Raw genomic sequence first — 14892 nt, 5'->3', positions numbered from 1 at the left:
GGCTTTTGCAGCCTCCTGCCCCAGCGCTTGGTTTAGAGCGGCGGTTGAAGCCTAGGGCATCGGGTTGCTCCAGGGAACCTCCATAGGAGAAGTGGTTGGCAACGAGTTGGGAACACTCCTAGTGCGCCGCCACAGGCGGCCCGGCCTGCCCGCCTCGAGCCCCAAAGCCGCCCCCGCCCCGCAGTTCGTCGTTGGGCAGCAGCCCGATGAAAACCAGCGAGATCAGCACAAAAGCCGCGGCGTAGAGGAAAATGTTCTTCTCGGCGTTGGTGATGCCGTTGTTCAGCGCGTTATGGAGCTTGGCCTTGGTCTGCTCGAGGTTGGCCACCACGGTCTGCGGCACTTCCACCAGGGCTTTTTGCTCAGCCGTCGCCAGGTTCTCCCGCACCGCCCGGATGGCTTTTTCCTCGGCGGTAGCCTGGGCTTGGCGCAGGTTCTCGACCACGGCCCGTACCGCTTGTTCGGTGGCCTGGGCCTGGGCTTGGCGCAGGTTTTCCCGCACCGCTCGTACCGCCTGTTCGGTGGCGCTGGTCTGGGCGGCCTGGAGGTTCTTCCTGACCGCTGCGATGGCCGCCTCGGTGGCCTGGGCCTGGGCTTGGCGCAGGTTTTCCCGTACCGCGGCAACGGCTGCCGCGATGGCCTGGCTCTGGGCCTGGGCCAAGCCCGCCTTGACCCCGGCAATAGCCTGGGCCAACGCCTCGGCCTGGGCCTGCTGTAAGCCAGCCTTGATTCCGGATGTGGCCTGCTGGGTGGCCGCCGCGACGATCTGCGGGAGCTGGGCCTCGAGCCCGGCTTTGACCTGGGCCAAGGCTGCGGGGCGGGCTTCCGGAGGGGGCGGGTTATCCAGGAGGGCCTGGATGCGGGGGTCCAGGTTGGGGGTGGCCCGCAGCGCCTGGGCGGCCTGGGCGTCGCCCTGGAGGGCGGCCTCGAGCAGGCTTTCGGTCTGGGCGAGCTGGGCCTGAACCTGGGCGGCGATCCCGCCCTGAGGGATTTGCCCCTTGAACCGGGCCGGGATCTGCGGGTTGTTCTGCACGGCCTGGTAAGCCTGGGGATCCCCGTTCAGCGCTGCGATCAAAAGCCCCTCGAGCTCCTTGAACTGGGCGGGGATGCCCCCCTTGACGAGGCGGGACTTGAGCTCGGCGGGGACCTGGGGGTTGCGGATGAGGGCGGTGTAGGCGGCCTCATCCCCCCTAAGGGCGGCCTCCACTTGGGCCTCGAGCGCTTGGAACTGGGCGGGGATGCCGCCTTTGATCAAGCGGGATTTCAGCTCGGCGGGGACTTGCGGGTTGCGCATCAGGGCGTTGTAGGCGGCGATATCCCCGCGCAGGGCGGCTTCGACCTGATCCCCCAGCTCCTTGAACTGGGCGGGGATGCCCCCCTTGACCAACTTGGACTTGAGCTCGGCGGGGACTTGTGGGTTGCTCACCAGGGCGTTATAGGCTCGCAGGTCTCCTCGCAGGGCAGCCTCCACCTGGCGCTCGAGCTCCTTGAACTGGGCGGGGATGCCCCCCTTGACGAGGCGGGACTTGAGCTCGGCGGGGACCTGGGGGTTGCGCATCAGGGCGTTGTAGGCGGCGATATCCCCGCGCAGGGCGGCTTCGACCTGATCCCCCAGCTCCTTGAACTGGGCGGGGATGCCCCCCTTGACCAACTTGGACTTGAGCTCGGCGGGGACGTTGGGATCGTTTACCAGCTCGGCGTAGGCCCTTTCGTCGCCTTTGAGCGCGGCGGTGACCTGGGCCTCGAGCTTTTGGAACTGCGCGGGGATGCCGCCCTTGACCAACTTGGACTTGAGCTCGGTGGGGACGTTGGGATCGTTTACCAGCTCGGCGTAGGCCCTTTCGTCGCCTTTGAGCGCGGCGATCACCTTAGCCTCGATGTCCTTGAACTGGGCCGGGAGCCCCCCTCTGACCAGCTTGCCCTTTACGTCCTCAGGGAGATCCTTGTTCGCCAGCAGCTCTTCGTAGGCCGCCTCATCTCCTTTGAGGGCAGCGACGATCTGGGCCTCGAGCTTTTGGAACTGCTCATCCAGGTTGGCCCCCGTGCCGCCTTCGTTGTTCCGCTGCATCAGCGCCCCGGGCTTGCACGAGGCGTTGTCCGGGAAGACCTTGCAGGTCTCGGCGTTGAGGTTTTGGGTGAGCACCGTTCCCAACAGCGCGATCCCGATGGTGGAGCCGATCTGCCGGATGAGCTGGGTGGCTGCGGTGGCCGAACCCAGACGCTGCGGCGGGATGTTGTTTTGCGCCGCGATCTGCAACAGCGACTGGGAAGGCCCCAGGCCGAGCCCCAGCAGGAAGAAGAAAACAATCGCCAGCCACAACGGGGTGTTCACGCTCAGCACGAAATGCAAGGTAAGAAAGACCGCCAGCAGCCAGAGGGTGCCGATGATGAGCAGGGGCTTGTAGCGGCCCAGCCGCCCCGAGAGAATCCCGCTCCCGGTAGCGCCGAGCACCACCCCTAGGGTCATCGGCAGCACCGTGACCCCCGAGGCCGAGGCCGAGACCCCCTTCACCACCTGCAGGTACAGCGGCAAGAAGGCCACCGCCCCCAAGAAAGCCGGCCCGTAGAAGAAGACGGCGATCGAGGCGATGCTGAAGGTGCGAATCTTGAGGATCGAGAGGTCGAACAGTGGGTGCTTCTCGCGGTTTTGCGACCAGACCCACAGCGCCAGGGCTACCGCACTCAGGGCGAACAGGCCCAGGATGCGGGGGCTGCCCCAGGGGTAGGTGCTGCCGCCCCAGGAGAAGGCCAGCATCAGCGGAACCGTCCAGGCGATGAGTAGCGCGGCCCCCAGAAAGTCGAAGCTCTCGCGGTGGTCGGGCCTCAGGCGGGGCATGAAGCGCCCGATGAACCACAGGGCCACTGCCCCTACGGGCATGTTGATGTAGAAGACCCAGTGCCAGGAGAGGTGATCGGTGAGGAGACCGCCCAGCCAGGGGCCGACCGCGCTGCTGACCCCGAAGACGGCGCCGAAGAGCCCCCCCACCCGTCCGCGCTCGCGCGGAGGGAAGAGCACCGCGATGGTGGTGAGGGCCAGGGCAAACAGCGCCCCGCCGCCGATCCCCTGAATGCCGCGGAAGATGATCAGCTCGGGCATGTTCTGGCTCAGCCCGCACAGCGCTGAGCCCCCCAGGAAGATCAGAATGGCGATGAGCAGGATGGACTTGCGGCTGAAGAGTTCGGTCAGGCGCCCGAAGATAGGGGCCGAGACCGTGGAGGCCAACAGATAAGCGGTAGTGACCCAAGCATATAGCTCGGTGCCGTTGAGGTCGGCGATGATCTTGGGCAGCGCGGTAGAGACGATGGTCTGGTCGAGGGCGGCTAGGAATAGCCCTAACATGATGCCGATAAGCGTCAGGCGGTTTTCGCGTGGAATTCCGTTGTGCGCCGGTTCGGCAGGAGCCGGGCGGATGGGTTCGGCCATAATCACTCCTTTCTTGCTTTCTCGGGATCGCTCTGGACGAGAATATCCAGCAGCTCGACGAACTGGCGGCGCTGCTCGGGGGTGAGGCGCTCGAGCCTCCGCTCCATCGCGCCCATAAGCAAGGTGCGGCTTTCCCTTAACACCTCGCAGCCTCGAGGGGTCAGCTCGAAGCGGTAGCGCCGCAGGTCGGAGGGATCGAGCGAGCGGACCAGCAACCCCTCGGCCTCGAGCCGCTTGAGCATCTGGCTTACCGTGGGGGCGGGCATCTGCGTCAGACGCACCACCTCGGTGGGGTGGTGGTGGTGCTCGATGCCCGCCAGCAGCCAGGGGTCGTTAGGGGCCAGCCCCAGGCGCTCGAGCTGGGGTAGGGTCTCATCTCGGAGGTCCCGCATGAGCTTCCACATACGGGTGAGTACCGTCCAAGACATAACCTCACCAATTTACTTTCAAAATGAACTATTGTCAAGAGGAAGTATTTGTGATTGAAAAATTGATTGCCAAATGGTAGCCGGCTGGGCCAGCGGGGTTTGGGCGTATAATCAAACTCTCGCTTGCTTAGTTATGCGAGCTTATGGAGGATTCCCGTGGTCGAAGCGAAGCCAACCGTCTCGAGCCTGAAGGGGCGCGATTTCCTCTCCAACCTCGATCTTTCCCCTGCGGAGTACCGCCTGGTCCTGGATACCGCCCACGCCATGAAGCGGGGGGAGTTCAAGGGCCAACGCCCCCTCGAGGGCCAAACCCTGGCCATGATCTTCGAGAAGCCCTCCCTGCGCACCCGCACCACCTTCGAGGTGGCCATGAACCAGCTCGGCGGGCACGCCGTCAACCTCACCAACGCCGAGATCGGGCTGGGCACCCGCGAGCCGGTGCGGGACATCGCCCTGAACCTCGAGCGCTGGGTGGATGGCATCATGGCGCGGGTCTACCTCCATTCCACGCTCGAAGAGCTGGCCCGCTACTCCTCCAAGCCGGTCATCAACGGCCTCTCCGACCTATTGCACCCGGTGCAGCTCCTGGCCGACTACCAGACCATCGAGGAGTCCTTCCCCGACACCCGCGGCCTGCGGGTGGCCTACATCGGCGACGGCAACAACATGGCCAACGCCCACATCCAGTGCGCGGTGCTCTCGGGGGCCAAGCTCACCATCGCCACCCCGCGCGGCTACGAGCCCAACGCGCTGATCCTGATGGAGGCCCTCAAGCTGGGGGCCGACATCACCCTCACCCACGACCCCCTCGAGGCCGCCCGGGGCGCCCAGGTGCTCTACACCGACGTGTGGGTTTCCATGGGCCAGGAGCAAGAAGCCAGCCAGCGCCGCAAGATCAAGGACTTCGCCGGCTTCCAGGTGACCCCGGCCATGCTGGATCTCATCGCCCCGGACGGCATCTTCCTGCACTGCCTGCCGGCCCACTACGGCGAGGAGGTGGTCGAGGAGGCCACCTTGCACCCCAAGAGCCGGGTCTTCGACCAGGCCGAGAACCGCCTGCACGCGCAGAAGGCGCTGCTGTACCACCTGCTGGGCTGAGGGGGTAGACTGAGATCATGGCGGTACGTGAGCCTCAAACTCTCTCTCGTCGCTACAAGTTGACGGTGGAAGACTTCTACCGCCTGAACTTGCCGCCGGACAAGCGCTATGAACTCATCGAGGGAGTCGTCTACGAAATGCCGGCCATAGGACCGCTTCACGCCACGCTGGTACGCAAGTTTCAGGACGCGCTCTACGAGAATTTCCGGGGCAGGGCCCTGGTTAGCACCCAGAACCCCCTCCGTTTGGGCCAGCACTCCATGCCCCAGCCCGACCTGGCCCTGATCCGGGTGGCCGATTATCGCCATGAACACCCTCAGGCCCAGGACGTGTACCTTGTGCTCGAGGTCGCCGTAACCACCCTCGAGGACGACCGCAAAAAGCTGGCCGTGTACGCGAAGGCCAGCATCCCTGAGGTCTGGATCGTAAACCCTGAGGCCTACCGGGTCGAGGTCTACCGCCAGCCCAAGGGCAGCCGTTACCTCTCCCGTCGGGATCACGACCCCGCCGAACCGGTAGCTCCCCTGGCTTTCCCTGACGCGCCTCTAGTACTGTCCTGGTAAACGATGAGAAAGCCGAAGATCTTCATCGACGGGGAAGCGGGGACCACCGGGCTACAGATTCGCCTACGGCTCGCCGGGCGCAACGACCTCGAACTCCTTTCGATAGACCCCGCCAAGCGCAAGGACGAGGCCGAGCGCAAGCGCCTCTTGAACCAGGCCGACGTGGCCATCCTCTGCCTGCACGACGACGTGGCCAGGGCGACGGTGGGCCTGGTGGAGAACCCCGACACCCGCCTCCTCGACGCCAGCTCTGCGCACCGGGTGGCCGAGGGCTGGGTCTACGGCTTCCCCGAGATGAGCTCCGAACAGCCGGAGCGAATCCGCCGGGCCCGCTTCGTCGCCAACCCCGGCTGCTATGCCACCGGGGCCATCGCCCTCTTGCGCCCGTTGGTGGACGCCGGGCTCTTGCCCCACGACTTCGCGGCCTCGGTGCAGGGAATCTCGGGTTACAGCGGCGGCGGGCGGCAGCTCATCGAGGCCATGGAGGGCCGCGGCGAGCACCGCCTGGCCGGGGATTACCGCGCCTATGGCCTCGAGCTGACCCACAAGCACGTGCCCGAGATGACCCAGTACTCCCGCCTGACCCACCCGCCCATCTTCACCCCCGCGGTGGGCCGCTTCGCCCAGGGCATGCTCATCGTGATCCCGGTGCACCTGTGGACCCTGCCGCAGCGGGTTAAGGCTGCCGAGCTGCACGCGGCCCTAGCCGAGCACTACCGGGGCCAGCGCTTCGTCACGGTGATGCCCCTGGAGACCTATGGCGCCCACCACCCCGTGCTCGACCCCCAAACCCTCAACGGTACCAACCGCATGGAGCTCTTCGTCTACACCAACCCCGAGCGCGAGCAGGCCCTGCTCATCGCCCGCTTCGACAACCTGGGCAAGGGGGCCTCGGGGGCGGCGGTGCAGAACCTCGACCTGATGATAGGGACGGAAAGGGCGTACAGCTATCGCCTTTAATTCCTAACCTCCCGCTCGAGGCCGTTCCGTACGCTGCTATGAGGCTGGCTGGGCCTTATCCCTCAGTCAACTCTCAGCTTCCGGGCATATTTTCTGCCCAGAGGCAAGACCCTGTCTGCCCGTTTTGAGCCGGGATTAGCGTCCCAAGGCGAGGAGGTGCTGGATGAACATAGCGATCTTGTGTCACGCCTCTGCGGGGGGCTCGGGGGTGGTCGCGACCGAACTGGCCCTGGCCCTGGCCAAGCGGGGTCATCAGGTCCACATCGTGGCCCCCAGGCGGCCCTTTCGCCTGACCCAGGAACCCGATTGGCGCAGCGAGAGCTTCTTCCAGGGCATGATCCGCAGGATCGGGCGGCTGTTGGGGGTGACCCCCGCGGATGCCGCCGTCGGGCGCGAGCACGTACAGTTCCACCAGATCGGTACGGTAGACTATCCCCTTTTCGACGACGCGCTCTCCACCCTCACCGCGGCCAACGCCCTGACCCGGCTGGTCGAGGAGCACCAGATCGAGATCGTGCATGCCCACTACGCCATCCCCCACGCCACCAGCGCCCTCCTGGCCCGCGAGATCACCCGCGGGGCTTTCCGGGTGGTGACCACCTTGCACGGCACCGACGTGACGCTGTTGGGCCTCGAGCCCGCGCTGAAGGACACCACCCGCCACGCCATCGAGGCTTCCGACGCGGTGACGGCGGTCTCGCACGACCTGGCCCGCCATACCCAGGCGGCTTTCGGCATCCACCGCCCCATCCACGTGATCCACAACTGGGTGGACCCCGAGCGCTTCAAGCCCATCCAGGATCCGCTGCTGCGGGCCCGCTTTGCCCAGCCCGATGAGGCCCTGCTCATCCATGTCTCTAACTTCCGCCGGGTCAAGCGGCCCCAGGACGTGATCCGGATCTTTGCCAAGGTCGCCGCCAAGCTCCCCGCCCGGCTCCTGATGGTGGGGGATGGCCCTGAGCGCCCGGAGTGCTTCGCGCTGGCCCAGGAACTCGAGGTGATGGGCCGGGTGCAGTTTTTGGAGTTCATCCCCGAGGTCGAGCGGGTGCTGGGCCTGGCCGACCTCATGCTGATGCCCTCCGAACAGGAGTCGTTCGGCCTGGCCGTGCTGGAGGGGATGGCCTGCGGGGTGCCGGTGGTGGCGAGCCGGGTGGGGGGGCTGCCGGAGGTGGTGGAGGAGGGAAAGACCGGCTACCTGCGGGCGGTGGGCGATATCGAGGGGATGGCCGAGGCGGCCCTCGAGGCCCTCTCCCAGCCGGTCCATCACCGGCGCCTGGGTGAGCAGGCGCGGGCCCGGGCGGTCGAGTGCTTTCACCCCGAGGTGATCCTGCCCCGGTACCTCGAGGTCTACCAGGAGGCCCTGGGCCTGCGGGCAACCCCTGCGCAGGGCGAAGGCGTTAAGCTATCGGCATGAGACTACCTATCGGCTTTCGCGCCGGATCCACGCGGGCGGGGATCAAACCCTCGGGCAAGCCAGACCTGGGCCTATTGGTCGCCGGGGTTCCCTGTACCTGGGCCTTCGTAGGCACGCTGAACCGGGCCGCGGCCCCTTGCGTGCACCGGGGGCGACAGCTATACGCCAGCGGGGGATTGCTCCAAGCGATCGTGGTCAATGCCGGCAACGCCAACTGCGCCACCGGACAGGCGGGGGTGGAGGCCGACCGCCGCATGGCCGAGCTGGCTGCGGCTCAACTGGGAATCGCTCCAGAGGCCGTCCTGACCGGCTCCACCGGGGTGATCGGCCAGCCCTTGCCCATCGAGAAGATCGCGGCGGGGCTGCCGCAGATCCAGCTAGGGCCCGAGGTGGATCCCTTCATGGAGGCCATCCTCACCACCGACTTGGTACCCAAGATGGCCGAAGCCGAGCTCCCCGGAGGGGCCCGGGTGGTGGGCATCTGCAAGGGCAGCGGGATGATCCAGCCCAATATGGCCACCATGCTGGCCTACGTCCTCACCGACGCCGCAGTTCCCCAAACCGAGCTCCGCCGGGGTTGGAAGGCGGTGGTGGACAGGAGCTTCAACCAGGTCACGGTGGACACCGACACCTCCACCAACGACATGGCGGTGCTCCTGAGCAACGGGGCAGCGGGGGAAGTCCCGCCCGCAGAGTTTTGGGCGGCGGTCGAGGGGGTGTGCGTCTCGCTGGCCCGGCAACTGGCCCGCGACGGCGAGGGGGCCACCAAGCTGCTCACCGTAAAGGTCAGCGGGGCCCGCTCGGACGAGGAGGCGCGTAAGGCTGCGCTGGCGGTGGCGGCCAGCCCTCTATGGAAGAGCGCCGTCTACGGCAACGACCCCAACTGGGGCCGGGTGATGATGGCCATCGGCAAATCCGGGGCCCACTTCGCGGTGGAGCGGGTGCGGATCTCCCTCCAGGGGATCCCCCTATATGCGGGGCGGGTGCTCGAGTTCGACCGCGTGGCCGCCAGCACAGCCATGCGGGCGGAAGAGGTAATCGTCGAGGTAGACCTAGGCGAGGGAGAGGGGCAGGGGGTAGCCTGGGGCTGCGACCTTACCGAGGAGTACATTCGCATCAATGCGCTCTATACGACCTGAAGTGCCCTCCATCATTAAGCCATTCTGAAGAAGTTGGTAGAAATCTGAAATCGCCCTGTGCTATCCTGGTGCGCGGAGGTAAGTATGATGAAACGCCTGTGGATCGCTTTGGTGGCCGCACTGGCGGTATCGGTGGCTTCAGCCCAGGGGAGGTTGTTTGGGGAGGCGCTCGGGGGTGAGCTGAGCCTGGTGCCGGGCTTTGGCCTTAGCCTAGGGGCAACCGTGGGGGCTGAGCGGCTGCTTGGCCCGCTGGATGCGCGGGGGGGAGTCGTCATTGCGGCGGCGGGAGGGGCGGCAAGTTTTGGCCTTTTCGCCGACGTGCTCTATCCGGTGCAGGCTTCCAACCTCAACTTCAACTTGGGCGGAGGGGTCGGTTTGACCGCAGGTGGGGCCACCGCTTTCGGACTACGCGGCATCGCCGGGCTCGAGTTCCCGCTAGAGAGGTATTTTTCCCTCCGTACGGAGCTGCAGCTAGGGGTGAGCTTCGCCGGTGGGGGCTCGGGGGTTGGATTGAGCATCGTGGTGGGCCCGCGCGTCTACTTCCCCTAAGCGGGTTTATGCTGACCTGAGGCGGTGCGCTGCGCACCGCCTTTTTTCGTGGGGCTGGGGCAGTAACGCTCGAGTAACGCCGAGCCGGTATAGTTCGCTCTAGGAGAGCAAGAGCAAAAAGTTGTATCTTTGGCTGACTCTCCTCGGAGGTATCAGATGAAAAAGCGGTTGGCGCTTCTCGTCGTCGTGGTTCTGTTCTCGTTTGCTGCTGCTCAATCCTCTGGATTCGGCATCTACTCGGGCTGGCCGACCTGGATCGGGGCTCAGTTCCAGACTGGGCCTTTCCGGGTGGGCGCGGGGCTGAGCGGGTTCGGTTTCGGTGGCGACGCGGCCTATATGATCGGCAAAAGCGCCCTGCCGGCAGCCCCAGGCTTCGACTTCAACTGGTACTTCGGCGCGGGGGCCGGGGTGGGTTTCTGGACGGCAGCCGGCTATACCGGGATCTATCTTTTTCCTCACGGCCTGGTCGGGCTCGAGTACCAGTTCCCAGGGATGCCCTTTAGCGCCTACGGTGAGGGTCAGCTCGGGGTGGGCATCGGATTGGGCGACCTGGCGAGTTGGCGTGGATTCGGTTTGGATTTCGGGGGACGGGTGGGCATCATTTTCCGCCAATAGCGGAAAAGCCCTATCATGGAGGGGATGCGCTTTGCTCCCCTCTTGTTGTTGGTTTTGCTCAGCGCCTGCACCCGTACCCAAGACCTCACCCCCCCGCTCTTGGGGGTGACCAGCCCGCCGGGCGGAGTGGTGGCGCGGGGCCGCTCGCTCAGCGTGGAGGGTTACGCCCTCGACGATAGCGGGGTGCAGAGCGTGCGGGTCTCGAGCGCCCAGGGAGAGCGCGAGCTCTTGGCGGCGGAGGAGCGGGGCAAGAAGCTGGTGAGCTTCAAATTCCGCCTGGAGGCTTTGCAATCGGGCCAGGTGGAACTCACCCTGAGCGCGACCAATACCGCAGGACTCACGCGAACGCTCAAGCTGCCGCTGGTGCTCGACGCGCAGCCGCCGGTGATCAAAATCGAGCGCCTCGAGCCGGTGTACGAGACGCGCACCCGTAGCCGCCAGGTGGAGGTGACCAAGCCCGCCGACCCCAACGACCCCACCTCCGCTCCCCAGACCGTCCAGGAGACCCGCACCGAAACTTTCCAGGTGCAAACCGGCATCCGCATCACCGGAAAAGTCTCCGACGATACCGGGGTCGACCGGGTAGCGCTCGAGTACGGAGGCCGCTTCAGCCCGCTCTCGCTGCCCAAGGGCAAGGATGTGCCCTTCTTCGTCGAGGTTCCCGCCAAGCGCGCCACCGTGATCGCGGTGGACGCGGCGGGCAACCGGGCTAGCCGGGACGTGCCGTGAGCCTCAGGGGGGGCGGGGGCATTGGGCGGAGTTCGCGGTACGCGGTGGATCGCATAACCAGGCCCCGGCCATAACCGAGCCGGGGCGTGAAGATGCGCACCCACTGTCCTTATCCTCCCAGGAGGGTTTGGTAGAGCAGGTAGAGGTTGAGCCCGATGATGAAAGCGGCGATAACCCAGCCAGTGTAGGTGACCAGCTTGGAGTTGGCCAGCTCGCCCATGATGCGCCGGTTGGCGGTGAAGAGCAGCAGGGGGATCAGGGCGAAGGGGATACCAAAGGAGAGCACCACCTGGGAGAGTACCAGCACATTGGTGGGGTCGAGGCCCAACAGGATCACCACGAAGGCCGGGAGCATGGTGATCAGCCGGCGCAGCCATAGGGGAATCTGGAACTGGACAAAGCCCTGCATGATGACCTGCCCGGACATGGTGCCCACGGTGCTTGAGGATATTCCAGAAGCCAGCAGGGCCACCCCAAAAGCTAGCGCGGCCAGCGGCCCCAAAAGGGGAGTGAGGGTCTGGTAGGCGGTGGTGAGGTCGGCTATATCCGATTTCCCCGCCGCGTGAAAGGTGGCTGCCGCCGCGGCCAGCATGGACATATTGATGAGCCCGGCGATGCTCATGGCGATCACCACGTCGAGCAAGTTGAACCGGAGCAACCGCCGTTTGAGCCGCAGATCAGCGGTCGGGACACGGCTTTTGGTGAGATCCGAGTGCAGGTATATGACGTGGGGCATCACCGTGGCCCCGAGGATACCTACCGCCAGGTAAAGGCTTTCGCCCCCTTGGAAGCGAGGTATGAGGCCTTGGGCGAACTCCAGGCCCGGTTTGGAGAGGAAAAGCTGCACCACGTAGGCCAGGGCGATCACCCCCACGAAGACCGCGATGACGGCCTCGAGGGGACGGAAACCGTAGCGTTGCAAGGCCAGGATGCCGAAGGCGGCAATCCCGGTGAGCACCGCCCCCCAAAACAGCGGGATGCCAAAGAGCAGGTTTAGGGCTAAGGTGGCGCCCAAAAACTCGGCCAAATCGGTGGCCATGGCGATCACTTCGGCTTGTATCCAGTAAAACCATACCAGAGGGCGGGGCCACTCCTGCCGGATTACCTCTGGGAGGTTGGCCCCGGTTACGATCCCCAGCTTCGAGGACAGGAACTGGATCAGCATGGCCATGAGGTTGGCGGCGAGGATGACCCATAGCAAAAGGTAGCCGAACTTGGCTCCGCCCTGGATGTTGGTGGCGAAGTTGCCAGGGTCAATGTAGGCCACGCTGGCCACAAAGGCCGGGCCCAGAAAGGGCAGGAGCCGAGCTAGGCCGCGCTTGTGGCTGGGCCGCTCGAGCACCGCCATCGCGTGCTGTACGATTTTTTGATCGGCGTTGGGGTTGGTAAACATGGTTGGCCTCAGCGGTGTCTATCCTCCTGCGGCACCACCCAGACAATTTGGGCCAGCGAGGAGGGCAGCAGAAAGCGTTCTTCCAGGTGTTCGCGGCGGACTTCGATGCGGAGGCCCTCGGGGGCGTGCTCGAGCACCCCCACCCAAGCCCCGGGGCGCAGGTGAAGGTGGGCCAGCAGGTTGAGGCTATCGTGGTCTTGGGTCAAAACCCGCGCCACCAAGCCGTGTTGACCCACCGCTAAAGCCGTCAGGCGCTGGGTGGGGGCATCCTGAGGAAGGGTTAGTTCCACGCTAGGGATGGGATCGCCGTGGGGGTCGTGCGAGGGGTGGCCCAGCCACTCGGCGATGCGTGCCTCGAAGGCTTCGGAGATGTGGTGCTCGAGCCGCTCGGCCTCGGCGTGGACCTCCTCCCAGCCGTAGCCCAGGGCCTGGTGGAGGTAGGCTTCCAAGAGCCGGTGGTGGCGCAGCACCTCCAGCGCCACCTTGTACCCGGCCTCGGTCAGGCGCACCCCTTTGTAGGCCTCGTACTCCACCAGCCCCAGTTCGGCCAGCTTTTTGAGCATCCCCGTCACCGAGGCCGGTTTGATCTCCATCTGGTCGGCGAGGGCCTGGGTCGAAACAGAGTGCGTCTCCTCGAGCTTTTCTCCACCCCCCAGCAAGAGGATTTGCTTGAGGTAATCTTCCTGGGCTTCAGACAGAGGAGGGCGGGCGGGATGGGTCATGGGACTTCCTCACGGGGTTTAGGATTTCCTAAAGCCATACACCCTACAGTTTAGGCTTGCCTAAAAACCTTGTCAAGCCGAGGTCCCCGGGCGTTCAGGGTTCAGCGTTTAGCGGTATCCTGTAGAATAGTGATCTTTGATGCTAGAAAAACTCGAGTCCCTAGAACAGGAGTACCAGAGCCTGGAGGCTGCCCTCGCCGATCCGGCGGTGCTCAGCGATCAACGGGAGTACCAGCGCCTCTCCAAGCGATACGCCGAGATGGGCGAGCTGGTGGCTACGATCCGCGAGTACAAAAAGGCCCTCTCGGATCTGGAGGAGGCCAAGAGCCTGTTGCACGACCCCGACATGGCCGAGATGGCCCGGTTGGAGGTGGAGGAGATCCGGCGGCGCCTCCCCGAGCTGGAAGCCAAGCTCGAGCTGCTGTTGCTGCCCAAAGACCCCCTCGACGATAAAAACGTCATCGTGGAGATCCGCGCCGGGACCGGGGGGGAGGAGGCCGCCCTTTTCGCCGCCGAGCTGCGCGACATGATCATGGAATTCGCCCGGCGCAAAGGCTTCCGCACCGAGATCCTCGACATCAACCTGACCGATCTGGGGGGAGTCTCCAAGGTCTCCTTCGAGGTCATCGGGGCCGGGGCGTACGGGGTGCTCAAGTACGAGGCCGGGGTCCACCGGGTGCAGCGGGTTCCCGCCACCGAGGCCCAGGGGCGCATCCATACCTCCACCGCCACCGTGGCGGTGATGCCGGAGGCCGAGGAGGTGGACGTGGAACTCGACCCCGCCGACCTGGAGATCACCGTCTCGCGGGCTTCCGGCCCGGGCGGGCAGGGGGTGAACACCACCGACTCGGCGGTGCAGGTGCTGCACAAACCCACCGGGATGATCGTGAGCTGCATGGAATCCAGGAGCCAGATCAAGAACAAGGAGAAGGCCCTCACCATCCTGCGCTCGCGGCTTCTGGAGATGAAGCGGGCCGAGGAGGCCGCCCGCCGCCGCGAAGACCGCCTGGCCCAGATCGGGGCCGGGGAGCGCTCGGAGAAGATCCGCACCTACAACTTCCCCCAGTCCCGCGTCACCGACCACCGCATCGGCTTCACCACCCATAACCTCGAGGGGGTGTTGTCGGGCGACCTCTTCGAGCTGCACGAGGCCCTCAAGCGGGCCGATCAAGAACGCCAGCTCGCCGCCATCGCCGGGGAGACGTCCCTCACCCTGCGCAGCAGGGAGGCGTGATGCTCGTGGTTTCCCGCAACCTCGCCTCGAGGGTGGGCGGGGGGGAGACAAGCTCAGGGGGAGGAGTCCCCCGGTGCGGGCGGCTTTCCCTGGGGGGTGATCCGTGAGCCACGGCCTGCGGCGCGAACTGCTGGTAGCCGCAGCAATCCTGATGGACAAGCAAGGTCGGGTATTGCTGGTGGCGAACGACTGGAGCCGCAGGGGTCGGGTGCGCTACACCCTGCCCGGCGGCACGGTGGAGGCGGGCGAGACCCTCATCGACGCCCTCAAGCGGGAGGTGCGTGAAGAGACCGGCTTGTGGGTGCGCGGCGTGGAGCACCTGGCTTACGTGATCCAGGTCGAGGATGCCCGCAAGCACGAGCGCACCGTGGCCTTGGCCTTCCGCGCCACCTACGACGGCCTGCTGAACCCCCGGGACCCCGACGGGCACATCGTCGAAGCGCGGTTTTTCACCCCTCAGGAGGTGGCGGCCAAGCTCGAGGAGCACCGCCCCCTGCGCGAGCCGTTGCTGGATTACCTCAAGGGGGAACGGGGCCGGTTTTACGCCTACGGGAGCTGGGGGGGGGAGGGTATCCGGATTTAGGCCGTAACCCCTCCGTTTCCTGGCTCCTCCCTCCCGAGGCC

Annotated in this window: 14 protein-coding genes; 10 read left to right on the top strand and 4 right to left on the bottom strand. The window is 65.7% G+C overall.

Features of this window, described 5'->3' with window-relative positions; translation table 11 throughout:
* Positions 1-118 precede the first annotated feature (118 nt).
* Positions 119-3424: an MDR family MFS transporter gene (locus tag DNA98_RS11565; RefSeq protein ID WP_110530828.1), complete on the bottom strand. Its 3306-nt coding sequence runs from the start codon at positions 3422-3424 to the stop codon at positions 119-121.
* A gap of 2 nt (positions 3425-3426) precedes the next feature.
* Positions 3427-3852 carry a MarR family winged helix-turn-helix transcriptional regulator gene (locus DNA98_RS11560; protein WP_110530826.1) on the bottom strand — a complete coding sequence of 142 codons (426 nt, stop codon included), beginning with the start codon at positions 3850-3852 and terminating at the stop codon, positions 3427-3429.
* 156 nt (positions 3853-4008) lie between these two features.
* Here DNA98_RS11560 and argF point away from each other — a divergent pair, with 156 nt between their 5' ends.
* The 8 genes from argF (at position 4009) to DNA98_RS11520 (ending at position 10919) form a co-directional block, all read left to right on the top strand.
* Positions 4009-4950: an ornithine carbamoyltransferase gene (argF, locus tag DNA98_RS11555; protein ID WP_110530824.1), complete on the top strand. Its 942-nt coding sequence runs from the start codon at positions 4009-4011 to the stop codon at positions 4948-4950.
* 17 nt (positions 4951-4967) lie between these two features.
* Positions 4968-5513 carry a Uma2 family endonuclease gene (locus DNA98_RS11550; protein ID WP_110530822.1) on the top strand — a complete coding sequence of 182 codons (546 nt, stop codon included), beginning with the start codon at positions 4968-4970 and terminating at the stop codon, positions 5511-5513.
* A gap of 3 nt (positions 5514-5516) precedes the next feature.
* A complete protein-coding gene (argC, locus tag DNA98_RS11545) occupies positions 5517-6473 on the top strand; it encodes an N-acetyl-gamma-glutamyl-phosphate reductase (RefSeq protein WP_110530820.1) in 957 nt (318 codons plus the stop codon).
* A gap of 163 nt (positions 6474-6636) precedes the next feature.
* The gene (bshA, locus tag DNA98_RS11540; protein ID WP_110530818.1) at positions 6637-7887 is read left to right on the top strand and encodes an N-acetyl-alpha-D-glucosaminyl L-malate synthase BshA; all 1251 of its coding nucleotides are present in this window, start codon (positions 6637-6639) and stop codon (positions 7885-7887) included.
* Positions 7878-9026, top strand: a complete 1149-nt coding sequence (gene argJ / locus DNA98_RS11535) for a bifunctional glutamate N-acetyltransferase/amino-acid acetyltransferase ArgJ (protein WP_165364055.1) — start codon at positions 7878-7880, stop codon at positions 9024-9026. Before bshA ends, argJ begins: the two co-directional genes overlap by 10 nt.
* Before the next feature lie 84 nt (positions 9027-9110).
* Positions 9111-9575, top strand: a complete 465-nt coding sequence (locus DNA98_RS11530; RefSeq protein ID WP_129865713.1) for a hypothetical protein — start codon at positions 9111-9113, stop codon at positions 9573-9575.
* Positions 9576-9731: 156 nt separating this feature from the next.
* On the top strand, positions 9732-10190 hold the full coding sequence (locus tag DNA98_RS18100) for a hypothetical protein (protein ID WP_110530813.1): 459 nt from the start codon (positions 9732-9734) through the stop codon (positions 10188-10190).
* A gap of 24 nt (positions 10191-10214) precedes the next feature.
* Positions 10215-10919, top strand: coding sequence for a hypothetical protein (locus DNA98_RS11520; protein WP_110530811.1), 705 nt, complete (start codon positions 10215-10217; stop codon positions 10917-10919).
* Positions 10920-11028: 109 nt separating this feature from the next.
* Here DNA98_RS11520 and DNA98_RS11515 read toward each other — a convergent pair whose 3' ends face one another.
* Together DNA98_RS11515 and mntR are read right to left on the bottom strand one after the other, a co-directional pair.
* The gene (locus tag DNA98_RS11515; protein ID WP_110530809.1) at positions 11029-12312 is read right to left on the bottom strand and encodes an Nramp family divalent metal transporter; all 1284 of its coding nucleotides are present in this window, start codon (positions 12310-12312) and stop codon (positions 11029-11031) included.
* Positions 12313-12320: 8 nt separating this feature from the next.
* Positions 12321-13034, bottom strand: coding sequence for a manganese-dependent transcriptional regulator MntR (mntR, locus tag DNA98_RS11510; RefSeq protein WP_110530807.1), 714 nt, complete (start codon positions 13032-13034; stop codon positions 12321-12323).
* 139 nt (positions 13035-13173) lie between these two features.
* Between mntR and prfA the strand changes: the two genes are divergently transcribed.
* Positions 13174-14268: a peptide chain release factor 1 gene (prfA, locus tag DNA98_RS11505; protein WP_110530806.1), complete on the top strand. Its 1095-nt coding sequence runs from the start codon at positions 13174-13176 to the stop codon at positions 14266-14268.
* 115 nt (positions 14269-14383) lie between these two features.
* Complete coding sequence (locus DNA98_RS11500) at positions 14384-14851, top strand: NUDIX hydrolase (protein WP_110530901.1); 468 nt, start codon at positions 14384-14386, stop codon at positions 14849-14851.
* The last annotated feature ends 41 nt before the right edge of the window (positions 14852-14892 follow it).

Source organism: Meiothermus sp. Pnk-1 (genome assembly GCF_003226535.1).
Classification (GTDB): Bacteria; Deinococcota; Deinococci; order Deinococcales; family Thermaceae; genus Allomeiothermus.
The sequence above is the reverse complement of the archived record's forward strand: the minus strand, read 5'-3'. Positions and strand labels throughout refer to the sequence as shown.